General features: G+C 42.6%; 18 protein-coding genes and 1 pseudogene. 9 read left to right on the plus strand and 10 right to left on the minus strand.

Going from position 1 to position 23,731, the window contains the following annotated elements:
* The 6 genes from dnaA to AHMF7605_RS00030 all read left to right on the plus strand — a co-directional run.
* Positions 1-1,425: chromosomal replication initiator protein DnaA (dnaA, locus tag AHMF7605_RS00005; protein WP_106925229.1), on the plus strand; the 1,425-nt coding region annotated here is incomplete at its 5' end.
* A 20-nt stretch (positions 1,426-1,445) separates the two neighbouring features.
* On the plus strand, positions 1,446-1,874 hold the full coding sequence (locus AHMF7605_RS00010; RefSeq protein WP_106925231.1) for an RrF2 family transcriptional regulator: 429 nt from the start codon (positions 1,446-1,448) through the stop codon (positions 1,872-1,874).
* Positions 1,875-2,149: 275 nt separating this feature from the next.
* The gene (locus AHMF7605_RS00015) at positions 2,150-5,014 is read left to right on the plus strand and encodes a TonB-dependent receptor (RefSeq protein ID WP_106925233.1); all 2,865 of its coding nucleotides are present in this window, start codon (positions 2,150-2,152) and stop codon (positions 5,012-5,014) included.
* Positions 5,015-5,224: 210 nt separating this feature from the next.
* The gene (locus AHMF7605_RS00020) at positions 5,225-5,800 is read left to right on the plus strand and encodes a hypothetical protein (protein ID WP_106925235.1); all 576 of its coding nucleotides are present in this window, start codon (positions 5,225-5,227) and stop codon (positions 5,798-5,800) included.
* Between the two features lie 147 nt (positions 5,801-5,947).
* Positions 5,948-6,583, plus strand: coding sequence for a peroxiredoxin (locus tag AHMF7605_RS00025; protein ID WP_106925237.1), 636 nt, complete (start codon positions 5,948-5,950; stop codon positions 6,581-6,583).
* 639 nt (positions 6,584-7,222) lie between these two features.
* Positions 7,223-8,185, plus strand: coding sequence for a sulfite exporter TauE/SafE family protein (locus AHMF7605_RS00030; protein WP_106925239.1), 963 nt, complete (start codon positions 7,223-7,225; stop codon positions 8,183-8,185).
* 278 nt (positions 8,186-8,463) lie between these two features.
* Here the strand turns inward: AHMF7605_RS00030 and AHMF7605_RS31260 are convergent, their stop codons facing one another.
* From AHMF7605_RS31260 to AHMF7605_RS00055, 7 genes and pseudogenes are all read right to left on the minus strand, one after another.
* Complete coding sequence (locus AHMF7605_RS31260; protein ID WP_449369328.1) at positions 8,464-9,231, minus strand: T9SS type A sorting domain-containing protein; 768 nt, start codon at positions 9,229-9,231, stop codon at positions 8,464-8,466.
* A gap of 192 nt (positions 9,232-9,423) precedes the next feature.
* Positions 9,424-11,853: pseudogene (locus AHMF7605_RS31265) on the minus strand (PKD domain-containing protein); the annotation flags it as partial.
* Between the two features lie 4 nt (positions 11,854-11,857).
* Positions 11,858-12,877, minus strand: coding sequence for a hypothetical protein (locus AHMF7605_RS00040; RefSeq protein ID WP_106925243.1), 1,020 nt, complete (start codon positions 12,875-12,877; stop codon positions 11,858-11,860).
* 26 nt (positions 12,878-12,903) lie between these two features.
* The gene (locus tag AHMF7605_RS00045) at positions 12,904-13,899 is read right to left on the minus strand and encodes a CsgG/HfaB family protein (protein WP_106925245.1); all 996 of its coding nucleotides are present in this window, start codon (positions 13,897-13,899) and stop codon (positions 12,904-12,906) included.
* An 875-nt stretch (positions 13,900-14,774) separates the two neighbouring features.
* Positions 14,775-15,155 (minus strand): sugar phosphate isomerase/epimerase family protein, encoded by a 381-nt coding sequence (locus AHMF7605_RS30345; protein WP_233218673.1) that lies wholly within the window; start codon positions 15,153-15,155, stop codon positions 14,775-14,777.
* Entirely contained in the window at positions 15,152-15,748 is a 597-nt protein-coding gene (locus AHMF7605_RS30350) for a twin-arginine translocation signal domain-containing protein (protein WP_233218694.1), read from the minus strand. The genes AHMF7605_RS30345 and AHMF7605_RS30350 overlap by 4 nt, the downstream gene beginning before the upstream one ends.
* A 212-nt stretch (positions 15,749-15,960) precedes the next feature.
* Entirely contained in the window at positions 15,961-16,653 is a 693-nt protein-coding gene (locus AHMF7605_RS00055; protein ID WP_317046573.1) for an N-acetylmuramoyl-L-alanine amidase, read from the minus strand.
* On the opposite strand from AHMF7605_RS00055, the gene AHMF7605_RS30355 reads away from it, so the two are divergent.
* Positions 16,540-16,788, plus strand: a complete 249-nt coding sequence (locus AHMF7605_RS30355; RefSeq protein WP_233218704.1) for a hypothetical protein — start codon at positions 16,540-16,542, stop codon at positions 16,786-16,788. The genes AHMF7605_RS00055 and AHMF7605_RS30355 overlap by 114 nt on opposite strands.
* 325 nt (positions 16,789-17,113) lie before the next feature.
* Here AHMF7605_RS30355 and AHMF7605_RS00060 read toward each other — a convergent pair whose 3' ends face one another.
* Both AHMF7605_RS00060 and AHMF7605_RS00065 read right to left on the minus strand, forming a co-directional pair.
* Entirely contained in the window at positions 17,114-18,028 is a 915-nt protein-coding gene (locus AHMF7605_RS00060) for a DUF808 domain-containing protein (RefSeq protein WP_106925247.1), read from the minus strand.
* A gap of 535 nt (positions 18,029-18,563) precedes the next feature.
* The gene (locus AHMF7605_RS00065; protein WP_106925249.1) at positions 18,564-19,388 is read right to left on the minus strand and encodes a DUF6515 family protein; all 825 of its coding nucleotides are present in this window, start codon (positions 19,386-19,388) and stop codon (positions 18,564-18,566) included.
* 327 nt (positions 19,389-19,715) lie between these two features.
* Between AHMF7605_RS00065 and AHMF7605_RS00070 the strand changes: the two genes are divergently transcribed.
* Entirely contained in the window at positions 19,716-20,477 is a 762-nt protein-coding gene (locus AHMF7605_RS00070; RefSeq protein WP_106925251.1) for a ThuA domain-containing protein, read from the plus strand.
* Positions 20,478-20,943: 466 nt separating this feature from the next.
* Here the strand turns inward: AHMF7605_RS00070 and AHMF7605_RS00075 are convergent, their stop codons facing one another.
* Positions 20,944-22,656, minus strand: a complete 1,713-nt coding sequence (locus AHMF7605_RS00075; RefSeq protein WP_233218714.1) for a mechanosensitive ion channel family protein — start codon at positions 22,654-22,656, stop codon at positions 20,944-20,946.
* Positions 22,657-23,143: 487 nt separating this feature from the next.
* On the opposite strand from AHMF7605_RS00075, the gene AHMF7605_RS00080 reads away from it, so the two are divergent.
* Positions 23,144-23,683 (plus strand): hypothetical protein, encoded by a 540-nt coding sequence (locus tag AHMF7605_RS00080; protein ID WP_106925255.1) that lies wholly within the window; start codon positions 23,144-23,146, stop codon positions 23,681-23,683.
* Positions 23,684-23,731: the final 48 nt, after the last annotated feature.

A 23,731-nucleotide genomic window follows, 5' to 3' on the forward strand; every position in this document is an offset into this window, starting at 1 on the left:
ATGATCAAAGACTGTACGACAGTATGGAAGAACTGTCTGCAAGTAATTAAAGACAGCATAGGAGAGCAAAGCTACAAAACGTGGTTTGTGCCTATCGTGCCTTTATTACTGAAAGATAATGTGCTGACCATACAAGTGCCGAGCCAGTTTTTTTACGAATGGCTGGAAGAACACTATGTAGGTTTGTTAAAAAAAGTTATTTATCAGGAACTAGGGAACGAGGGCCGGCTCGAGTATTCTATTATTGTGGACCGGGGCAACGATTTTAATAAGCCGCAAACGGTTAATATTCCTACCAAAAAGATTCCAACGGCTATCACCAATTCGTATCAGCCCGAACAGCATTTCCTGAAAAACCCTTTTGATTCTAAAACCATTGACCGCAATTTTTTTAACTCGCAGCTCAATGGCTCTTATAATTTCGAAAACTACATTGAAGGTGATTGTAACCGATTGGCCCGCTCGGCCGGGTACGCGGTAGCCACCAAACCGGGCACTACTTCCTTTAATCCTTTAATGGTATACGGCGGTGTGGGTTTAGGCAAAACCCATTTGGTCCACGCCATTGGCAATCATATTAAAAGTACCTGGCCCGAAAAATTTGTATTGTACGTTTCCTCGGAAAAATTCGTTAATCAGTTTATCGAATCATTAAAAACGAATACGGTGCAGGATTTTGCCAATTTTTACCTGCTCGTAGATATTTTAATAATTGACGACGTGCAATTTTTGAGCGGCAAAGAAAAAACGCAGGAAATGTTTTTTCATATTTTTAACCACCTGCACCAATCCGGCAAACAAATCGTTATGACTTCGGATTGCGCGCCGCCCAAATTAAAAGGTTTAGAAGAGCGCTTACTTTCGCGCTTTAAATGGGGATTAACCGCAGATTTGCAAAGCCCGGATTTTGAAACCCGGATGGCCATTATCCAAAAGAAAATGCAGGCCGATGGGATTGATATTCCGAATAACGTGATCGAGTACTTGGCTTATTCCGTGGATACCAACGTGCGGGAACTGGAAGGCGTACTTATTTCCTTAATTGCCCAGTCCTCCCTTAATCGTAAAGAAATAGACTTAGAACTGGCCAAAAATGCTTTAAAACACATTATCGAAGACGTTGAAACTGAAGTAAACCTGGATTTTATTCAGAAAACGGTGGCAGAGTATTTTGATGTGACCTTGGATTCGCTGAAAGCTAAAACCCGGAAAAAAGAAATTGTAACTGCCCGCCAAGTAGCTATGTATTTCGCGAAAGAATTTACGAGCCATTCGCTAAAATCCATTGGTTACCACTTTGGCGGCCGCGACCACAGTACCGTTATTCACTCGGTGCAAACGGTTTCGGATTTAATTGATACCGATAAAAAATTTAAAGCTTCTATTCAGGAATTACAAAAGAAATTTAAAGTAAAAACCGGCTAATTGCCGGCTATAACAATAATATGCTTTCTAAAAAAGCGAAGTACGCCCTAAAAGCCCTATTATACCTCACTAAAAACGCCGACAAAGGCCTTATATTAATTTCGGATATTTCCGAACGGGAACGTATTCCCCGGAAATTCCTGGAAGCCATTCTGGTTGATTTAAAAACTCAAGGCTTGTTGCAAAGTACCCGCGGTAAAAACGGGGGCTACGCTTTGGTAAAAGATCCCACTCAAATCTCCGTAGGTAATGTTATTCGCATGATTGACGGGCCCTTAGCGCCTATTCCGTGCGTGAGTCATTTGTATTACCGCAAATGCGACGAGTGCGTGGACGAAGTAACCTGCGAAATCCGGATTGTAATGAAAAAGGTGCGCGATGCCACCGCCAATATTCTGGATACTACCTACTTAACCGACCTCGAAAAAATAAATTCTTTGCTGGCTTAAAAAAAATATTTGCCACTATCAAAACTTCTTTCTTTATTTGTCTATAATTTCTGTAGACAATATGTGTTTGCTTTTGTAGAACTCCGGCTAAAAAGTAGAAAAATATAACCGGCAAGCGGGAAACAATGGTGTAAATGCACTTTAAAAGTTCGGGTTGCGGCGAAAATACTTAAAAATTTACCTGAACTAATAAAAAATAATTAAATCTGCAACTACTAAATCTAGAAAACCAGTAACTAAAAACAAGAAAACAATTAGCTATCCTTTTAATAAAAATGAAGAAATTACTTTTACTCACTTATTCTTTGCTCCTCACGTGTCTGACTGTTTATGGTCAGGAAAATAACATTATTGAAATTTCCGGTCAGGTTACAGATCAGGAAGCAAAAGGCCCTTTACCAGGAGTAAGTGTGTACGTAAAAGGCACCGTTACGGGCACCGTAACAAACAACTCCGGTGATTTCTCCTTACGAACCAGGTTGCGTTTTCCGTTTACCTTAGTTTTCTCTTCGGTTGGTTTTCAGCAGCAAGAGTATGAAGTAAAGGGTGTTGGCTCCAAACTAAATGTAGCCATGGTTACGCAAACCGTACTCGGGAAAGAAGTGGTAATTACGGCTTCGCGCGTAGAGGAAAGCATTCTTAAATCGCCGGTCGCCATTGAGAAATTAGATATTCGGGCCATTAAAGATACGCCGGCTCCCAGCTTTTATGATGCCCTGGAAAATGTGAAAGGCGTGCAAATGACTACTTCCAGCCTTACCTTTAAAGTGCCAAATACCCGCGGTTTTAATATTCCGAATAATTTCCGGTTTATGCAATTGGTGGATGGGGTAGACATGCAGGCCGCAACCCTGGGGGTGCCCCTAGGTAATGCCATTGGACCAACGGAATTAGATATTGCCAGCGTAGAAATTACCCCTGGTGCGGCCTCGGCCTTGTACGGCATGAATGCCATAAATGGTATGGCTAACCTGATTACCAAAAGTCCTTTTTTACACCAAGGTTTAAGTGTTTACCAAAAAACGGGCGTGAACCACGTAGATGGCATTGATCATGACCCGAGTGTGTTAACCGAAACGGCTATTCGCTACGCCAAAGCTTTTAATAATAAGTGGGCCTTTAAAATTAACGGGAGCTACATGCGGGGTACCGATTGGCGTTCCAATACGGCGACCGACCAAAATCCCAATAATTTGAATACCGCCAATCCAAGCTTTCCGGAATTAGCCGGCGCTAATAATCCGGCTTACGATGCCTGGAATAAATACGGCGACGAAAATAACAATGCAGTAACCTTAAGCGGCATTCAATACCAAGGTAAAAACCAAACTTTTCTGGTAAGAAGAACCGGTTACTGGGAGCGCGATATTGTTAGTCCGATTGTAGATAATTTAAAATTTGATGCGGCCCTTCATTACCGCTTAAACGACAATGCGGAACTTTCTTACGGCTACCGGATTGGCAAAATGGACGGAGTTTTCCAGCGCGGTAATAAAATTCAGTTAGACAATGTGCGGGTTCAAAATCACCGCTTGGAGTTAAAAGGCACTAATTACTTCGTGCGGGCCTACGCCTCCATTGAAAATACCGGCGATTCGTATAACGTAAAACCAATGGTGGATAACCTGGATATTACCGGCGGCGGTACGAACCAGGTTTGGGGCGGTAAATATAAAACGGCTTTGCAAGGAGAATTAAATAAAGGAACGGATCTGGCCACTGCCATGCAAATTGCCCGGCAAGCCGCCGACCAGGGCCGAGCGGAGCCGGGAACACCAGCCTTCGAGAATTTAAAAAATACTATCAGAGGTATTAATAATTGGGATCACGGAGCGGTTATTCCGGGAGCGCCAGCAACTGGTGGGGCTTGGTTAAAGCAAATGAGCCGCCTTTATCACACCGAAGGACAATACGACTTTGGCGATAAAATTAAATTCGTGAATGTACTGGTTGGGGTAGATGCCCGCGTGTATGAAATTATTCCGGATGGCAACAACTTCGTGGATTTCTCGCGACCCATTGACGAAAGAACGCTTCCGGGTGGTAACAATGTGTACTACAAAAAAATCGGGGGCTTCGGTCAGGTTACAAAAACTTTATTCGATAATAAATTGAAACTATTCGGCTCATTGCGCCTGGATTACAACCCGGAATTCGATCCTAAGTTAAACCCTCGGGTAGCAGCGGTATATACGCTTTCGGAGCAGCATAACTTCCGGGCTTCGTTCCAGAATGGATTCCGGTTTCCTTCGTTGTTTGAGGCCTTATCTTACGTAAATAATGGAAATGTGCGTCGAGTAGGAGGATTATCGTACATTAACGAAGGTTTAGGTTACCTGGATAATTCGTATACCTTGGCCTCGGTAAACACTTTTAATGCGGCTGTAAATAAAGATGTTACTGCCGGACTAGCCATTAACGATGCCGCCTTAAAAAACCGGGCCTTACTGGAAGCGACAAATTTATCCGCTACTCGTCCGGAACGCATTAATTCTTTTGAAGTGGGTTATAAGAGCGTTTTGCTGGAAAATAAATTAATAGTAGATATAGACGCGTACACCAACGAATACAGCGGCTTTTTGGGCCAGGTAGAGGTTGCAGTACCCGCTTCGGATAAAGTAGGTACGGATGCATCGGTAACGGATATGTTAGCCGTTAACCGCAGCAAACAAACCCGTTACCGGGTATATACCAACGCTAAAAATAAGTATAACAACTACGGTTCTTCGTTGGGGATTACTTATAATTTTTACCAGAAATTTACCCTGGCTGGTAATGTAAACTACAATAATATCAAAACCAACGAAGAAAAAGATGTTTTTGTAACCGGTTTTAATACGCCCAAATTTATTACTAACTTATCCATCGGGAACCGGGAGGTAGTGAAGAATGTAGGTTTTAATATTGTTTGGAAATGGCAGGATTCTTTCTTGTGGGAAAGTCCTTTAGCTAACGGGGTTGTACCAGCATACCATACTTTCGACGCGCAGGTTACTTATCGGGTGCCAAAAATCAATACTACTATTAAAGCCGGCGGCGCCAACGTCTTTAACCAACGCTATATTCAGTACGCGGCCGGACCAACTATTGGCGGTTTATATTACGTAGCTTTAACTATTGACGGATTATTGAATAAATAATTATGTTTACCAATCAAGTTTTCCTATAACAAAAAGAAGGCTTAGTGGTTATATAAACCGTAAAACACGATGAACAAAATGAAAACGCTTTCAAAGATTTATGGCCTCTGTTGTATGCGGGGTTGTTGTAGCTAGCGGCCGGACCGAAGTAGAATGGCGGTGCTGGCAAATTCAGTTAAGAATCAATGTTCTACTTTAAAAATTTATCGCATGAAAGCTGTTACTTCTGTCTATACGAATTCTTTTGCTACTTCCTTTCACTCATTAGTTAAAAACGAAAACAACGTATTAGTTGCCCCAAATTCTTTACCGGTAGTACCGCTGGTTAATCGTAAACCAAAGATTACCATTCTTCATAAGAGCCTTGTACTCGAACTGCAGAAATTAATTAAATCGTTTCAGGCCCAAGTGCGAAATTCAGTGGCACTTTTAAAATGGTTGCACGCGAAAACCGGAAATAAAGCTTTAGCGGTTAATTCTACCGGTCAGGATTTATTAACCTGGCAAAGTTCATTTGGCGAAAGTTTAACGTTCCAATTTTCTACTAGTTCCGAAGCTTTTACTTTATTCTCGGATACTCTTTTACGCAAAAGTTATTTTCTGCACCATCACGCGCAGGTAGATCCGGAAAAACAATTGATAAAAGTGCGGGTGGCCGTAAACCGGTTGCCCGAGCTAGAACAAGAGTTAAGTATTGTTTTTGAAAACATCAAACCCATCAATTACCTCGAAACGCAGTTACTGCAAAAACAACAATTGCATTTGGAGAAGCGGCAGGCCGGCTAAATAAGAAATTAATTAAGTCCTTCTGTTTATTTAACCCAGGCTTTTCCAGGCGAAGCGAAGAGTGATTTTTTAGCGAATATTTTAAATTAAACTACTAAAATTTATAACTTTCCATAAAAATCTTTATTAATCTAAAATAAAAAAACTATGGCGTTACGATTAGGGGACATTGCCCCCGATTTTACAGCAGAAACGTCGGAAGGCGTTATTCACTTCCACGAATGGATTGGTGATGGTTGGGCCGTTTTGTTTTCGCATCCGCGTGATTATACTCCTGTTTGCACCACTGAACTAGGTGCGGTAGCTCGCATTAAAAACGAGTTTGATAAGCGTAATACTAAGGTAATTGCAATTAGTGTTGATCCGATTGATTCGCACGCGGGGTGGATTAAAGATATCAACGAAACGCAAGATACTACGGTCAATTTCCCGTTAATTGCGGATCCTAATAAGGAAGTAGCCAATTTGTATGACATGATTCACCCGAATGCCAGCGATACGGCTACGGTTCGTTCCGTTTTCGTTATTGGGCCGGATAAAAAAATAAAACTAACGTTAACCTATCCGGCATCTACCGGCCGTAATTTTGCCGAAATTTTACGGGTAATTGATTCGCTGCAGCTTACTGCTAATTACAGTGTATCTACCCCCGCTAATTGGGAAAACGGTCAGGACTGCATAATTGTACCAGCAATTGCTACCGAAGACATACCCGCCAAATTTCCGAAAGGTCATAAAATAATTAAACCTTATCTGCGTACTACGCCGCAGCCAAACTTGTAATTTTTAACTTACGGTAGATAAAGTAGCGGTTCATTAAGTGACTCGCCGCTGCTTTATTGCCGTATGTGTCTAATCTTTAGTTATAGATTATTCCCGTTTTACCGTTGAAATTACCTAATCCCGCCGTTGAGGAACATTAAGAAAATAAATTAACGTTTGTATCACCTACCTACTAGGAAAGTGTTCTGGAAAGCATCTAATATGGTAAAAAATTATAGCCGGGTATTTATAAAGCGATAGAACTTATTAGTAAAACGCGATCATCCCGCCTGAAAATTAGCCTGCCCTCTACCGGCACTAATAACTGCCTCTCCTATAAAACCTTAGATGCTATTTTATAAAATTTATTTAGAATTTAGTTAAAACCGTGAAAGGCTCCCGGATTATTGTTCAAACAAATTCTGAATATATAGGTAACCTTTTGAGATTAAAAAACATACAAGAATTAAAAAATTAAGTTTCAGGTAGGTTTCATTCATTTATTCGTACCACATCCACTAATATTTAGCGGTTAAATGAATCGAATAAGTAGTTTTGCATTAGCCTAATTAACCTATACGCCTCGATTGAAAGTTTTCTGGCTTTAAATTTCCGGTATCTACCATTGATGAAATTAGTTAAGTTGTAATTAGTAAAATTATGCTACCATCCCATTCGGCTAACGAAAGTAAACCAGAAGTAAATTCAGCTACTATACCGGTTGATTTAGAGGTTGCCAGCAAACCTGGAAAACTAAAGCGTAAATTAATGAGCGGGGCAGTCCTATTATTTCTGCTGGCGGCCATTTTAATCCTAATTGGCCAAATACCTATCCGGAATTCCGGTACTGCCTACGATTGGCTCGCCCAAAACCTTACATCCGAATTCTTTTTATACATGCTAGGTGGCTTTATTGCTCAAATGGTAGATGGGGCGCTAGGCATGGCTTACGGTTTAACTTCCACTACTTTCCTGCTTACAGTGGGTATTTCTCCGGCGGCAGCCAGCGCCAGTGTGCATGCCTCCGAAGTTTTTACCAGCGGCGCCTCTGGTTTAATGCACTTAAGGTTGAAAAATGTGAACCGCAAGTTATTCGTCTCGCTGTTGATTCCAGGAGTAATTGGGGCCGCCATGGGGGCTTATATTTTATCGGAGCTGGAAAATTACAATTATATTATTAAACCGTTAGTGGCCGGGTATACTTTGGTATTAGGAGCCTTAATTATTGTAAAAGCTTTTAAGCCCAACCGTTCCAAATTAAAAGAAAAATTAATTGCACCTCTGGCCGTATTCGGCGGATTTATGGATTCAGTTGGGGGCGGGGGCTGGGGACCAATTGTTTCCTCGACGTTAATTGCCGGCGGACATCCGCCGCGGTTTACCATTGGTTCCGTTAACTTAGCCGAGTTTTTTATTGCCCTTTCCAGTTCGCTCACTTTTTTCACCATGATTGGGATTCATCATTGGCAGATTATCGCCGGCTTAGTATTAGGAGGGGTAATAGCTGCTCCTATTGCCGCGAATCTTTCTAAAAATTTGCCGGTGAAAAGTTTAATGATTTTAGTAGGAATACTGGTGATTCTGGTAAGCAGCCGCATATTGTATTTGGCCTTAGCGGGCTAGGTTTTATTCTTCTGCATAAGGAGTATTATTGCCAATCGCTTCATGTAGCTATCATAACACAGGATACTAAACCCGGCGGGTTTTGAAAACCCGCCGGGTTAGAGCAATTTTTTAAATCAACCTGATGGAAGGTAACTCATACTATTGGGTATTACTAGTCGGGATTAAATTGCGTTTAAGTAGTTGAATATGTACTACATTTTCAATTTGCTCTAAAATAATGCAAACCCGGTAGGTTTTTAAAACCTACCGGGTTTAATCCCTGGTACTAATCACAATTACTGCTTCAAAATTTTAAGGTTGGTCGTAAACTTTTCTCCTTTTAATTCGCAAATGTACATACCCGCCGGGAACTGCTTTAAATCGTAGGGTACGGTATGTGTACCGGCTCCAAACTTTTTGTCTTTCATAACCGTCGTTCGCCGGCCCAGGACATCGTACAATATCAGACTTATGTGCTCCGCAGTTGGTAGCGTAAATTCGAGTAAAACTTTACTATCGGTGGGGTTGGGATAACTCTTGAAGGTAAAGCCATCCGGTAGATTGCCCGGCAGACCCGTAACTCTTTTTACCACGGTAGTAGCGGCTTCGGCGGTGGTTTTAGGTTGCTCGATGTTGCCGGCGTAATCTTTCGCGATGCTGTAGAAGGCGTAAGAAGAATCTATTTTACCGGCAAATTTACCTGCGGCGGCGGTTACATCGTATTGCCACAACCGGAAGGGGCCATTATTGACGGCGTAATACACATCGTAACTCCGCACCCCGGCGCCCGCATCGGTGCCGCTCCAGTTAACGGTAAAAGTAGTATCCTGCGTCTCCGGCGGCAAAGCCGTGATGTTACTGGCCGGGTTTTGCTTGTCAATGGTGTTCAGGAACTCGTTGGTAACGATAGGCGCGTTAGTATCGAAATAAATGGTAGCCTTATTTTTAATCTCCGTGCCGTGCGCTAATTCCTTTTTCGGTAAAACTGAATACGAAATAAAGCCTTCTCCTTCTGGGGATGTTTTGTTAGGTGGTAGGAAACCATCCAACGGGTCATCAATCAATTCTCGGGTTACCGGGTCGAGCGAAAGAAAACGCCATTTTAAAATACCCGTTGCGGTATCTAACTTGGCATCTACTCTTACTAGTAAATCTGGTTTGCCAGGTCGTTGCAACAAAGTGCTGGTAGAATAAGCTTGTAATCCGGCCGGAATGGATTTAACAGTTGTATCTCCAAATCCGAAAGATTGCAGTTGAAAGGTGGATAAGTCGAACTTGGAAATATCTAAGGTGTCCAGAACAACTACTTCTTGGGCAGGTGCGGTAGCTGTATCTTTGTTCTCGAAGTATATCTTGTAGCTAAATGGCGTTTGCCCTTTTACAAAATTTTCTAAAGTATTCCCTGAAGGACCAACTTTTTCATTAGGATCGAAAGAGGCTCTACTTGTAAGATTAATAATATAATAAGCAACTTCCTCACCACATCCCGTAGCTAAACCATAACCCGCTATAAGTGCTCCCACTCCAGTTATTGCCATAGCTACGGGAGCGCCAAGTTCAACCTCAGCGCAAACAAGAAGTGTTGCTCCAAGCCCCAAAACAGAACCATATAACCCTGTTGTAGAGAAATAAAAATCTGTTGCAGATACAAAGTTGAGCTGAATACTTTGCATACTCATATAGAACCCATAAAGGTTTGATAATACATCCAATACAGCAACGCCAACAGCCACAGGACAAGCTACAGCAGCTACTTCAACAGCTACTCCAGCAGCAACTAAACCAACTCCGATTCCGGCTACAAGACAAGGATTAATCTTAGACTTTTCGCCGGTTGTCCTTCCTGTAGTTAGAACAGAATCAGCCAAGTTTTCTATGAGGGGGGTATTAGCCCAAGCAGATAAAGGAAAACTTGATTCATCAGCCGCTGTCAATAGTATTTCAAATTCACCTTGACCATTAGCAGATATTAGTGGAATGATCAATGGTAAAAGTAGTGAATCCCTAATAGGTATATATAAAGAAATTGTATCTTCATTAAAATTAGGAAGCCCATTTATACCTGATATTTTCGCAGGTTTAGATTTTAATTCAACTTTTACATTCTTCGGGTACAGTAAAGTTATAGGGGTCATAATTGCATCAACATTCCCAGTATTGCCGTACTTTACTGTGAAAGTTTCAGGTCGTCCCGCTCTGAACACATTTCTACCTACAATTTCTACCCATATTTTAGGAGGCCGTCCTTGTTCTACAGCAAAAGCATTATCAAGACGAACAACATCTGATTCGTTGGTGATAAGTAAATCATATTTGCCAATCTCTTGTTCTGATAAATTAAATATTGCATTCAATTTTTTTCCATCTGGACTATTGATAATGTACCTTCCCTTTATCTCTGCGCCATCTTTTACTAGTTTTATAATTGTTTTATTAGTAAAACCACCGCCTAAGATAGTAACAGTGACACTTCCCGTATTCCCGCCTACATTTGGATACATACTTTGCAAAGACAAAACATTTACTTTTTTAACTAGTGTATCGCTATTGCAAAAGTTAGAAGCTATTAATTTAACCTCGTAATTGCCGCCTTCGCTATAAGTATGCACCGGATTAGAAACCGAATCAGCGGTACCATCGCCAAAATCCCAGTAGTATTTGGTAGCATTACGCGAGCTATCTATGAAGCTTACCTGTGTGCCCAAGGGTATGAAATCGAAGTTGGCTTTAGTGGGTTCACCGTTGCAAACTTTGATTTTCTTGGTTATTACGCCGCTACGGGCGCCTTCGCTATTAACCGCCCAAATGTGCATAACGTATTCGCGGTTGCCTTCCAAATCGCTTAATTTGGCGGGGAAATTTAAATCTACCATAGGCGCTGGAGTAGGCGCTTGGTAGGTATAAGTAGCCGAAGTTTGGCCGTTACTGGTAAAATAGTATTTGAGTGCGGTAATATTTACCGTGCCGCTGCTGGCGTTATTATAAAATACGTGCTGCTGCGTCTGCGACCAGTGGCCCAGGTTATCTTTCGTCCGCACCGCTAAGGTATGAAAGCCTTTGCTTGCCTCCGTTAAGGCTACCCCAAAACGAATATAGCCATCGGCATCGGGTGTAGCCGTTGCCGGCGTGGCTTTCCCAATCCCCGGATCGGTGTCCAGATAATATTCCGTAGCGGTGATAGCGGTAGCTTTATTGGCCACTACGTAAAAACTATGCGCTAGCGTGTGCGACCAATGTTGCTGGTTATCTTTCGTCCGAACATATAAGGTGTGATATCCTTCCGTTACTGCGGCCAACGAAACCACAAACGGCACTGAACCATCGGGACCAGAGGCGGCGGTTACCGGCGTGGCTTTACCGTGTCCCGGATCGGTATCAATAAAATACTCGGAAGCGCCCACGGTAGCCGTGGTGCCGGTAACGACGTAAAAGCTATGCGCTTGCGTATGCGACCAATGTCCTTGCGCATCTCTGGCCCGCACGTAAAGTATGTGGCTGCCTTCCGCAACATCTGTCAGCGCTAAGTTAAAATCTTTAACTCCAAGGTCGTTGGGGTTTAAGGTTAAGCTTCTTGTAGCTTTGCCAATTCCCGGATCGGTATCCACGAAATATTCTACCCGCGCCACTTGGCAAAAGGCTGATGTTACTCCCCAGAGAGTAAACCAGATTACCGCTAAATACCGCATGGCTTTATTGGTTAGCTTTGGCCTTGATTTTTACCGGTAAGCCGTTTTGCTTCGAGCCGAAGCTTTCGGCGGTTAATTCGTAAATAGACGGGATGGGCGGCAAACCCGATAATACGTAAGGCTGTCCGCCGCCAAATACACCGGGTTCGGAACCCGCTAAACCAGCAGTTTTATAAGGTGAATCGGCTTTAAGCTGGTATTTCCCGTCCGGGCTGTTACCGGCGGCACCCACAAAAAGCTGGGCTTCGTTGTAAGTCTGGTTACCGTTGGTAGCTGGCAACTGGTTGTTACTAACCAAATTATTCTGAACCGTACCGGAGTTAACCGTAACGGTCGCATTTTTACCAGCAATTATGTTGTTCCGGAAGGTAGAAGCGGTAAGATTTACATTACCTAAAAATATATTATTCTCTACCGCTGAAAACACCCTTTGGTAAGTGTTAGTAGAAGCAATATTAACACCACCACCGATAATATTATTTCTAAAAGTTATCCCAGTAAATGTATAGTTAGTTGAATTTATAGTAAATGCATTTCCTTCAAAATAGTTTTGTAAAATTTGTGCATTTACCACCTCATTATACATTTCTATAGGATAAGGTAGGTAACAGCGCATCACAATAACATTATTGGCACCAATATGTGGCGTGTAGTTAGTACTATTATAAGCGAAGGTCAATCCCATTAATATACTGCCACTGGCTTCCGATTGTATATCAATTCCTAAAACAACTGCCTGGGAGCCATTCGCCTGGGTCTGTGGATTTTGAGCCAGCAAATAACCTGGTCCGATAAGTACTAATCTTTTAGTAAGATCTACACCGTCGTAAGTAGTAGCGGTACCTTCAATCATCAGCGTGTCGCCGGCAGCTACATCGGTAGCATCGTGCGCTTCTTGAATAGTTTTAAATATCTTCTGGGCTTTATCCGTAGTTAAGGTATTATTTACCCGAAAAACGTTCGCGAGCAGAGAGTTGGTCAGTAACAAACCAGTAAGAAGAATGAAAGTAGATTTAATATTCATGGTAGTATTATTTTAACCGTTTAAACTTATTTAGCAACCAAACCTTTACCCGCGGCTTTTTCTTTATCAATCAAATCGTACATCCCCTTATAAGACAGATTATCCGGGGTCAGGACGAGTGCGGATTTAAATTGCGCTTGCGCCTCGGTATATTTTTCGCTGGCGTAAAGGCCCAAGCCGTAGTTGAAAATTGCTTTTGGCCGGAGATTTTCTTTTAAAGAAGTATCGTCGGCGTAAGCTTTTAGGATTTCTAAACCTTTATCGTGCTCGCCTATCTTTAAGTAATTAATAGCAGTTCCTAATTTTTTGAAAGGATTTTTTAAAGTGATAACCGGTGTATCAAAGGTTAACTGCACCTTTTCTTCGTAGGGAATAACTATTTTCGTGATTTCAGTAGCCAATTCCGCAATTAAGTTTTTGGCAATAGATTCCGGGTCAAACCCACTGGTAGGGGTACATGCCGGCTTGGATTCGTGTTTTGTTTTTGCCGAAACGGGTTTGGAAAACAGCATTTTACCCGTCTTTACATCCATAATTTTAAGCTGAATCGTGACGGCGCCAGTGGCTTCCCACCAATGTTCATAGTTACAGCCGTTCACTACTATGCTTTGCTTTTGCGACATGGGTTTTTGCTCAATTGTTTCGGTTTGCAATCGGCCGATTATGAGTAAAGCCGAACTAAGTTTTTTGCTCAGGGCGGCCGCTGTACCTTCGTTAATAGTTTTTATTTCCGAATTCTTTTGCGACGATAAAATTTGCGCTAAGGCGTTCCGGTCTACTATTTCGTAAGTATTAGAGTTAAATAGTTTAGAAGTTAAATCATCCGTCAGGTCCAGCGATTTTTCATTTTTCGCGCCGCTCGGGCCTACAATATCTCCGATCGCAATTTGTTTATAAGCTTTTATATCTAATTGGGCCGGACGTTTCTTCGTAATAATCAGCGTACTTTGCGCATTAACCGATAAGGAGTGAATGAAAAACAAACCAATAATAAGTAATAAAAAAGTAGATGCTGCTCTCATAAGGGTATTATTTAGGTTAGTGAATTTTTGCGGGAAAGTGTTATCAGAGAGTTAAATGTGAGTATTTAGCTATCATAGTAGTTTGATTGTAAGTCAGAAAATAAAGCCGGAAAATGCTCTGTACCCATTTGGTAATAGGCACCCAATTTCAAAATTTGCATTAATTCGTATTAAGGTTGTCTTTCGACGTAATAATAGCAACTGCAAAGGTGGAAGCTTTAAAACTCTTCTGTAACTATTGCGCGGATATTATCAGGAGGGACTGCGTTAGATGTAAGGAGGCTTGGTGTTTAAAAAAGTATTAACAAATAGTTATATTTTTTATAAGTTTTGCCGTATGATCTTATAGCAATTTAGATGACTTAAATTACAATTCCAATAGTCAGTAAAGACTATTTTTCAATAACTTACATTTATTTTTAAAATATAAGGCGTTATAAATGCGCCAGGCTCTAACCTCCTATTTCTGCAAACTATTGATAAATACGAGATGGGAGAAATGGGCGAACTGCTGAAATATCCCGGTAAAGCCTTATTCTACCTATAAGTTTTTAAACTCATTACACAGGATGGAAGAGCGCTTTTGACCCCGGTATTGCTTAAATCTGAGTATGTAGTAAAAGATGTTAAAAGTTAATTAAAATAAGGAGCTTCTAAGCAAAAAGAGAACCCACCGGTTTATACCGGTGGGTTCTCTTTTTGCTACTAGGTAGGGTAAATTTATGCTAGTTATCCCTTATTCTTTCAGCATTAAAAGCAAAAGTTCGGCAAAATTTACGGGAACGAACTTGTACTAGCATCTCCTACCGCATCTTGCACAATCAAGCATTACCCATATCAAAATAAAGTATTTCATTTAAATCAAACGGATTGCGTTAGGAGTAGATATTACTTTTCAACCATTTTACGCTGGCGGCCGGGTCGTCGATGGTTTTGGCGCCATCTTGTTCAATAAAAGTATGCGTTACGCCCGATTGTTTGGAGTTTTCGTACACCCGTTTAAAATCAAATTTACCGGCTCCTACCGGGCATGGCCGGTTCGTGGCGGGATCAATATCTTTCACGTGCCAAAGCGGGAAACGCCCTGGGTATTGTTTAAACATTTCTACCGGGTCCATGCCGGCGAGGAAAGCCCAGGCTAAATCCAGTTCCATGTACACTTCTTTCTTGTTGGTATTAGTTAAAATATAATCGTAAGCGCTAATACCTTCCACTTTCGCGAATTCCGACTGGTGATTATGGTAGGCAAACTTCATTTTATTTTTTGAGCCGCTTCCCCGGCCTTCGCAAAAATTTCGGTTGTTCTTTTTATTTCATCCATCGTCGACTCCGCGGAGCTGGAACAAACTACCCAGGAGCAACCGCCTTCGGCTGCCTCATCCACAATTTGTTGCAGGTTCTCGGCTAAATTCGTCCGGGGGCCGCCGGGCATGGTTGGGCGGCCAGGAGTAGGCGGGGTAGCAATAGCTCCAACTGCTCCACTAGCGGCGGATGGCGGAGTAGTTCTGGTTCTGGGCAGGCCGCCGTAATGGTTCGCTATCCAAGTCATGCCTAAATCTTTTACCATAGCGCCAAATTCTTTCGGTTTATGCCCGTAATACAACCCAGTAGCCGTGCCGGTAGCCGTTTCTAATTCCTTAATGCCGATAGCCGCTATTTGTTTTAAAACCGATTTAGTGTCTACATCCGGGCCATTCAGCATAAAGTTTAAAGTGTAGGTTTGTATCCCAAAAGGCGGGTATTTGGCCGCCAGACTTGGCAAGAAGGAAGTTGCTTGGCTTACCTGCGGCAGCAAACCGGATAGGGCCAAAGCACCGGAAGTTTTTAAAAAGGAACGTCTGTTAGGCATGGTAATTTCTTTTAAATTCGGTTTATGGATAATTAGATTAATAACGAGTAGGTGAAAGCTAAACTTGGATTAAAGATTATTATGGAAAAGAAATATAAGACAATCTTTTTTATTTTGATACATTTCTTTCTGTTAAAACAACCGGCCTTTTCCTAAAAACTGAAATTCCCATTCAGTAAACCCCGATTTTAGTTCTAAAGCTTTTTATAGAGTTATAAATACTTTTTGTACAAATTAAAAAGTACCCGTTTATCCGATTCGGTTAGCATGGTATCTATTTCGTTTTGAATGAAATGCAATTTAAACGCTTTAATAGCGGCTCCTAAATCGCCGGTATCGTAACCAATTATTCGTAAAGCTTCGGTGGCATTAAAACTAGCGGGTAAATTTCGGGCATTAATCAGGCTATCTACCGGCATTTGAGTGGTATCGGCCAATAATGGAAGTACATAATTAGCAGCCGTATCGATCGGAAGTACGTTTTCCAGCGCCTCAGGATCATACCATAAACCAAAGCCTTGTTGCGCCAGCAATTGCCAGGGGAAAGTAGCGTTTGGGTCGTTTTTACGAGTGGGTGCAATATCGGCGTGACCAATGAAATTAGCCGTTGGAATGTTATAGGTTTTTTTCAGAACGGCCAGCAGCTTTAGCAAACTTGTTACCTGAGCTTCGGCAAACGGTTCAGAGCCGTTGTTGTCCAGTTCAATGCCAATAGAAGAAGAATTTATATCGGTATTATTGCCCCATTTTCCGGCTCCGGCGTGCCAGGCGCGCAAATAGTCGTTTAACATGTGGTAAACCTTACCGTTGCGGTCGATAACGTAATGGGCGCTTACTTGGGTACGGGTCTGGGTGAACGTTTGCAGGGTTTGAGCCGTAGAACTTTGGGCCGTATGGTGGATAATAACATAATTAGGCTTGCGAATATTAAAATTAGTTGCTCCTACCCAAATGTCCCCATGGACAAACTATCGGCGCCAGGAGTAGTAACCGGAACTTGCCGCAAGTCGTGGGTAAAAGCTCTGACCTGTTTTTTATAGGATTTATTCGTCGCAGCATAAGGGTTGCGGGTGCAAGAGTATACGCAAAACCCAGTTAACAAAAGAATTGACAGGCGTAAGGTGATCGTTTGCATCTAAAATGTAATTACTGCCTAAATGTAAGCATTGCATTTAAGTTGCCAAATCAGAATTGCAATATAACCAGTTGTAGGTTATTTAACCCAAAAGCAAAAGCCGCAATATAACTCCTTGAGGCTTTTGTTTTAATAAGTTATTAGTCAAAATCAGGTTAAGGTAGAAAACAGGTATATATTTCCTTAAGGATAAGCTATTTCAACTTAATACTACCATTTTGTTAGCTATTTTAAATCAGTTTACGAATAAGAACTACAAATTTTTCAATGATAAAACCTAAAATTAGGCCGCCAATGGCACAAGCTATGGCCTTGGCTAACCAGGCCAGCGGAGGCACACTCGCTAACGCATGTTCCAGGCTTTCGACTAAATGATGCAAAAAAGGAATGCCGTGAGTAATAATTTCAAAGCCGACCCACAACATGGCAGCGGTACCTACATAGCCGAGAATTTTTAAAAAATGCGGCATAAATTTTACTATGCCACGCCCAATATTCCGGACATTTGAATGATGATTTTCCTTAGCCAGATGTACTCCAAAATCATCGGCTTTTACAATTAACCCAACGAATCCATAGACGGCCGCCGTGATAAAAACGGCTACGGCAAATAGTACTATTATTTGAGTTACCAAGGTTTTATCGGCCACCTGGCTGTACGCAATAGCGATGATTTCCGAAGAAAGAATGATATCCGTGCGAACCGCGCTGGTTATCCGTTCTTTTTCCAGCTCCTCCGGTGTAATTGCTTTCACTTGCTCGGCTTGTTCTTCGTGCGCTACCTCATGGTGGCTAAATAGGGAATGCACTTTTTCGTAGCCCTCAAAACATAAATAAGCTCCGCCCAGCATTAAAATAGGTTGAATGGCCCAAGGAGCAAAAAAACCGAGTAATAAGGCTGCCGGAGCTAAAAAAACAACTTTGTTAATTAATGATTTTTTGGCAATCTGAAAAATAATGGCCAGTTCGCGGGCCGGGTCCAGTCCTACCACGTACTTGGGCGTTACTGCGGTATCATCAATCACAATGCCGGACACTTTGCCCGTAGTTTTGGCCACCTGCGTGGGAACATCGTCCAGGCTGGCGGCGCTAACTTTTACCAGGGCACCAATATCATCTAATAAAGCGAGTAGTCCGGAAGGCATTTTCTATTCTCTAGGTTGAAATTTAATTGTTTATTAATTTTTACCGACTACTTTTCTTTAAAATTAAGTAGTCCGGGCACTATGGCGACAATATAGGGAGCAGCCTTTTGATTAACAAATAAGCCCTGATTTGCAACATTTAGCCCAATAAGATTAACTTATAATTGTTGCCTTAGCCGATAAAATCTGTTTTCAGATGGTATTTCCCTCTAATTTCTGTTTAAGCCCTCTACTGCTATCTCCTCTTTTTTGTTTTCTTACTTCATAATATCTGCACAAATTTGATAGCTGCCGTCACAGGTAACCAATTAAATCTTTCAAAACTAATTCAGGATGATAAACTTACCAGCTCAAATAGAAACCGATAATGATTCGAAAAACTATTGAGTTTGTTGCACTTTTATGGAATTTAATAATGAATGGCATAGGCTGACAATGGGATTGTTTACGATTAAAAAGCTTATTATTATGAATAAAAAACGCTCGGAAAATACCCGAGCGTTTTACCCTAAATTTAAAATAGAGGTGAAAAATATCAGTCTACTTTGAGTACTTCGTACCAGATTTCGTTAAGGTGGAGTACTGGCTTATACTGCACGCCATCTACCAGATAATACGTTTCGCCGTCTATTACTATTTGTTCATAGCCATCCGGAATACTTTCGACCAAGGCACCCACCGGGGGTTTAACCACTTCGTAGTAGCCGTTCTGAAGCGTGTAATAAGTGCCGTAGTAATAGTAATAAGAGCGTTGGTGGCTAAAGAACCGCAGGTATCCCGTTGGGATTACCCGGGTACGAAGACCAATCGGGGCGGGTACTACCACGTAACGGCCGTTCAGGGGGCGGTAATAAACGCCATTATCGTAATGAAAATAAAGGCCGCCAAAAGCAATGGTAATAGCCCGGGCTGGCGCCATAGCTACGGTATAGCCTCTTCTGGGTAAGTTACGGTAACGCCAATCCGGACTTCTATCCCGGCCGGACACATAATAGGTTTTGGATGACCTCGGGATTACGGGAGTGCGGTAATTCCGGCTACTTCTATAAGCGAGTTCCCGGCTTCTAGGGCCTTGCGGTTGGTAACGCTCTTGTCGGCTCGGTTCCGGACGGGAGTAGGAATTAAAATAATCTCTGTTGCGGGTGGAGGTAGATGATCGGTGTACTTGTCCGCTTGGGCTATTAGTTTCCTGATTATTCGACCGGTTGTTTTCGTGGGTTTTTGTCCGATCCGGACGTTGCGCCATTCCAATTTCCGGAAAAGCTAGTCTGCCTAGTAAAGCCAGTGCTAAGAAAACGGTTAATTTTTTAAAACAAAGTAATTGTTTAAATTGTGAACCTGAAGGAGGTGCTTCTTTCATGATGCATGTATTTATAATCCTTTAGATTATAAAACGGAACGAAGGTTTAAAAACGAAATCAGATATATTTTTAGCCGTTTTTTAGAGATTAAAGGAATAAGTTTTAATTAAAAATTGCTTCGCCCTAAGATTAAAAAAGTCGACTATCCATCACCCGGTAAGCAGCATTTATCGGCCAGGAAATAAACACGATTAATTGAATCTTCATTTCATACTTATAATAGAACCATTTTTAAAGCGGAACTACTTATTTTATCCCGTCCTCTTTCTGATTCAAGAAGAGATTTAAAATTTTACTATCTTCCCCTTTTTATTCAACTAATTGCTATGAACAAATTTAAATTTCTACTCTTATTCTTCTTTCTACAGGTTGGCCTCGCGTTTAGCAGCCAGGCGCAAAAGCAATTTAAAGTATTACTGGTAACGACCACCAAAGGCTGGCACCACGAATCGCTGCACGCGGGTGTGCTGGCCCTGCAGCAGATGGGCGTGCGCAATAATTTCGACGTGGTTTTATGGGAAGACCCGAATGGGTTCACGGATAAATACCTGGAGCAATTTAAAGCCGTCATCTTTTTAAATACTACCGGCGATATTTTCGACGAAACCCAGCAAAAAGTACTGGAACGCTTTATTCAAGGGGGCAAAGGTTTTGTGGGCATTCATAGCGCTTCGGATACCGAGTACGAGTGGCCCTGGTACACCAAGCTGGTCGGCCGCATGTTCCACATTCACCCTACCATTCAAACGGCCAAAACTAAAATCCTGGACGCTAAATTTCCGGGTTTACAAGGCTTTGCCGATGACCGGCTTTGGACCGAAGAATGGTACGAGTTTGGGCCGGAAAAAACTACCGGGCTCAATTACATTTTAAGCGTAGACGAAACTACCTATAACCCGAAAGTGGATTGGGGACGGGTAAAAGGAGAGGGCATGGGCAAAGTACATCCGGTAGCCTGGTACCACAATTACGATGGCGGTCGGGCTTTTTATACCGCTTTGGGTCATTTGCCCACAAATTTCAGTGAACCGGCTTTTTTAAATCATTTGTACGCCGGCATTTTTTGGGCCGCCACCGGGAAGAAGTAAAGCCGTTTTTCGGTCGCAATACGCGGTTGATTTACTTTAACAATTCTTGAGATTTAATATCGAGCTTTAAAAAAAGCAAAATGGAGGTTGAAAGTTGAAATTTTTTTAAATAATAAGAAAGGTGTAGCATTTAACTACACCTTTCTTATTATGCTTCTGCTTAACAAGGTTCAATCATTACAAATTTTCCGCCCAAAATACTTGAATTACAGTTACTTAAATAATAAGAGCTATTAACTAGTTTTAATTAGGCGTATGGATTCGCTCGGCCAGAGGCCTTCCAGATAATCTTCCCGAGCGAGGACGCTCGCGAAAGAAGTGTATTTTAGAACGTAACAGACTTACCTGCGAAGAAAGACTTTTTACCTAATTGGCTTAAAATAATGGCATGCCGCTCGCACAGGTTAGTAAAAACAACTTCTTTTTCCAATTAAATGAATCACATTAAAACTCAGCCTACTATTTCTTATTTACTTTTCCCGTTTTCGGGTGGGTAGGGAATGGAATTCCGGAGGCTTTGAATGCGATCATCGCTAAATTTAGGAAGCGGCAAGTCGTGGGCATTGCCCCATTCTTTTACTTTTTGTTCGGCAGCCTGCGTTTTTTCTTCTGATTTGCCGGTATCCTTGCCCAAGTAAACGGTCTGGGACGGGAAAGCAAAACCGGAACCACTGGCCTCTACCACGTCCATCATCCGGAGCAACAAATCTTCTTGGATTTCTAAAAATTGGTTAAAATCGCTGGTGAGGACATACGAGAAAACTTCCAGGTTATACGAATATTCGCCGATGCCCACCAAGCGCACCCGCGCCGAGGCCGGGTCAATTTTGGGATGAGAATACAAAATGGTTTGAAGTTCCACGAGCAAATACCGGAGCTGATTCGGGCTGGTATCGCAGCGAACCCCGAAGGTCGGATGAAACCAGATGCGATCGCGGTGGGCGTAATTTTCAATGCGTTGCGAAGAAAAATCGCCGTTGGGAATGGTAACCACAGTGCGGTCGTTGGTGCGGATGCGGGTGGAGCGCATGCCAATGGTTTCGACGGTGCCCACGGTATCGCCTACTTTACAAAAATCGCCTACCCGAATGGGCTGATCAGCAATAAGGGTAACGCTGCCCACAAAATTTTCCACGGTTTTCTGAGCGCCCAGGGCCAAAGCCAAACCACCTACTCCCAAAGCCGCTAAACCCGTAGTAACATCAAAACCCAAGGTGCTCAAGACTCCGATTACCCCCAGTACAATTACGGCAATTTTGGCTCCCCGCCGCAGGAACAGTACCGCCGATAGCCCCGCCTGGTGCTGGTGCCGGATCATGCGCCGTTCTAAAAACCGGCCAAATACATCAACCAGTCGCCACAACAATAACAGAAAAACGGCCAACCCAATAATTACGGTAAGCACGCTAAATTTTTGCCGCACAATAATAGAAATGCCCGCCCGCTGACTTAACTGGAAGAACAACCACAGAGCCAGGTATAATTGCACGGGTAAGGTAAAGGCCTTAATTACGCCGGCAATTGGTTCTTCTTTCGCTCGGCGCCAGCTTACTTGTAAAATAAACTGTACGGCCCGTACCACGCTCCAAGCCAAGGCGTAACTCAGGAGCGCAATGAGCAGCATCGCGAACCAATGCCCAATCGGGACCCCGCCCCATTTGTTTTTTACCACCACGGCGGGCATAATCTTATCGGCGAGCGGGGTGGGGGTTTGTTCCATTTCTTCGGGAATACGCTGAACGGTTTGCGCGGAAAACAGCCAAATAGGGCCCCCTGCTTTATCTTCGGTTTTTTCCAGGAACAAATCAAATGTTTCGCCGTTGGCCGTAGCCGAGCCCACGCGGTCCAGGTCCGGACCCAGGTTGTCGTCGGTGCGGCCGGTGTAGGCATCGCTGATTAAAGAGTACGGCACAATTTTGCCGCCGTGGTCAAGTAAACGTTGCAGGGTATGGGCCAGTTGCTCGCCTTGCTTGCGTTGTTTGCGGTCGAGGTGTAAGTAATAAGCAGCTTTGGAGTAATTTTCGTCGGCAATGGCCTGGATAAAGCCTTGTACCGTACCCCGGGGAGTACGCCGGCCCAGGGTATCAACGGGCCAGTCGGGTACGGCAACCGTATCGGTGCTTGCTTCTTTTTTCAGGGCGGTAAGCTGCGCCTGCCCCGACGTTGGTAAAAGCGCCAACAGGAAAAGCGACAGTATAAAAATTATTGCCAGGACAGGTATTGGTTTTAATTGGATGCTTGGTTTAAAAGATATAAACATTAGAATTTGTAGGATACATTACATTTAAAAACCCGGAAAAATACCGGCAACAAGAAGTAGTTAAATTCCGGCATTCTTCCCGTTTACGTAAGGTAGCAACGAGGTGTTAAAAAAATAGGCCATTCTAAGTTTGGCGGAAGGTAAAATCCTTGACCGATAAAATGCTCGAATGATGATCGAGTAAACTGCTTTTTACCTAGCTCTCCATTATCTGCGGCTACCAAACTAGCGGCCCAAGGTTGCACTGCCTAAATTCTTTTATTCCCGAATTTCTAACTTCTTGCTTCTGTTTTTTTAAAGGTTTAAGGTTAGTTTATTTGCAAACAGAGATTTCGCGGGAGGAATAGTTGTTATGGAACGCTGGGCTTTATTTTGTTCTTTTGCGATAAAGAGGCAGTAAAAATTTATGAAACCGGAAAAGCAACCTGTGCCCACTCTTTGCCAAATGGAAACCGCCGTGGCTAATTTATGGGACGTTAGGCGGCACATTATTGTACCCAATATCAGTTGGGGCATGAAGCTGCACGAATGCGATTTATTCATCTTAACTAAAGCCAATTATGCCCTTGAAATAGAAATAAAGCGCACAAAAGCCGATTTAAAAAAAGATGCGGAAAAACAACACGCGCACCAATCCGAACGCATCAAAGAATTGTGGTTTGCTATTCCGGAAAGACTTAAAAATTGCCTCGAATTTATTCCGGCACACGCGGGAGTTATTCTGGTGAAGAAAAGAAGAATTAAAAGCTTACAGCCGGCATATCGGGCGGTCCGCTACCGGCTGCCCGTACCGAACAAAGCGGCCAAAAAGTTATCGGAGCAAGAAGTTTCTAATGTAAAAAGGCTGGGCTGTATGCGGATTTGGTCTTTAAAGGCCACTATTATAAACCTGCAACAGGAATTACAAGAGTTAAAAGCCGAAAAAAACCGGCAGGAAGTTACGTAATTATTTACGCAAGGCAGGAGTAAACCGGGCGGGTTTTAAAAACCCGCC

The sequence above is a fragment of the Adhaeribacter arboris genome, assembly GCF_003023845.1.
GTDB lineage: Bacteria > Bacteroidota > Bacteroidia > Cytophagales > Hymenobacteraceae > Adhaeribacter > Adhaeribacter arboris.

Coding starts and splice junctions, on each gene's coding strand:
- AHMF7605_RS00010 (WP_106925231.1), top strand. CDS start 1,446: ATGCTTTCTAAAAAAGCGAAGTACGCCCTAAAAGCCCTATTATACCTC.
- AHMF7605_RS00015 (WP_106925233.1), top strand. CDS start 2,150: ATGAAGAAATTACTTTTACTCACTTATTCTTTGCTCCTCACGTGTCTG.
- AHMF7605_RS00020 (WP_106925235.1), top strand. CDS start 5,225: ATGAAAGCTGTTACTTCTGTCTATACGAATTCTTTTGCTACTTCCTTT.
- AHMF7605_RS00025 (WP_106925237.1), top strand. CDS start 5,948: ATGGCGTTACGATTAGGGGACATTGCCCCCGATTTTACAGCAGAAACG.
- AHMF7605_RS00030 (WP_106925239.1), top strand. CDS start 7,223: ATGCTACCATCCCATTCGGCTAACGAAAGTAAACCAGAAGTAAATTCA.
- AHMF7605_RS00040 (WP_106925243.1), bottom strand. CDS start 12,877: ATGAATATTAAATCTACTTTCATTCTTCTTACTGGTTTGTTACTGACC.
- AHMF7605_RS00045 (WP_106925245.1), bottom strand. CDS start 13,899: ATGAGAGCAGCATCTACTTTTTTATTACTTATTATTGGTTTGTTTTTC.
- AHMF7605_RS30345 (WP_233218673.1), bottom strand. CDS start 15,155: ATGAAGTTTGCCTACCATAATCACCAGTCGGAATTCGCGAAAGTGGAA.
- AHMF7605_RS30350 (WP_233218694.1), bottom strand. CDS start 15,748: ATGCCTAACAGACGTTCCTTTTTAAAAACTTCCGGTGCTTTGGCCCTA.
- AHMF7605_RS00060 (WP_106925247.1), bottom strand. CDS start 18,028: ATGCCTTCCGGACTACTCGCTTTATTAGATGATATTGGTGCCCTGGTA.
- AHMF7605_RS00065 (WP_106925249.1), bottom strand. CDS start 19,388: ATGAAAGAAGCACCTCCTTCAGGTTCACAATTTAAACAATTACTTTGT.
- AHMF7605_RS00070 (WP_106925251.1), top strand. CDS start 19,716: ATGAACAAATTTAAATTTCTACTCTTATTCTTCTTTCTACAGGTTGGC.
- AHMF7605_RS00080 (WP_106925255.1), top strand. CDS start 23,144: ATGAAACCGGAAAAGCAACCTGTGCCCACTCTTTGCCAAATGGAAACC.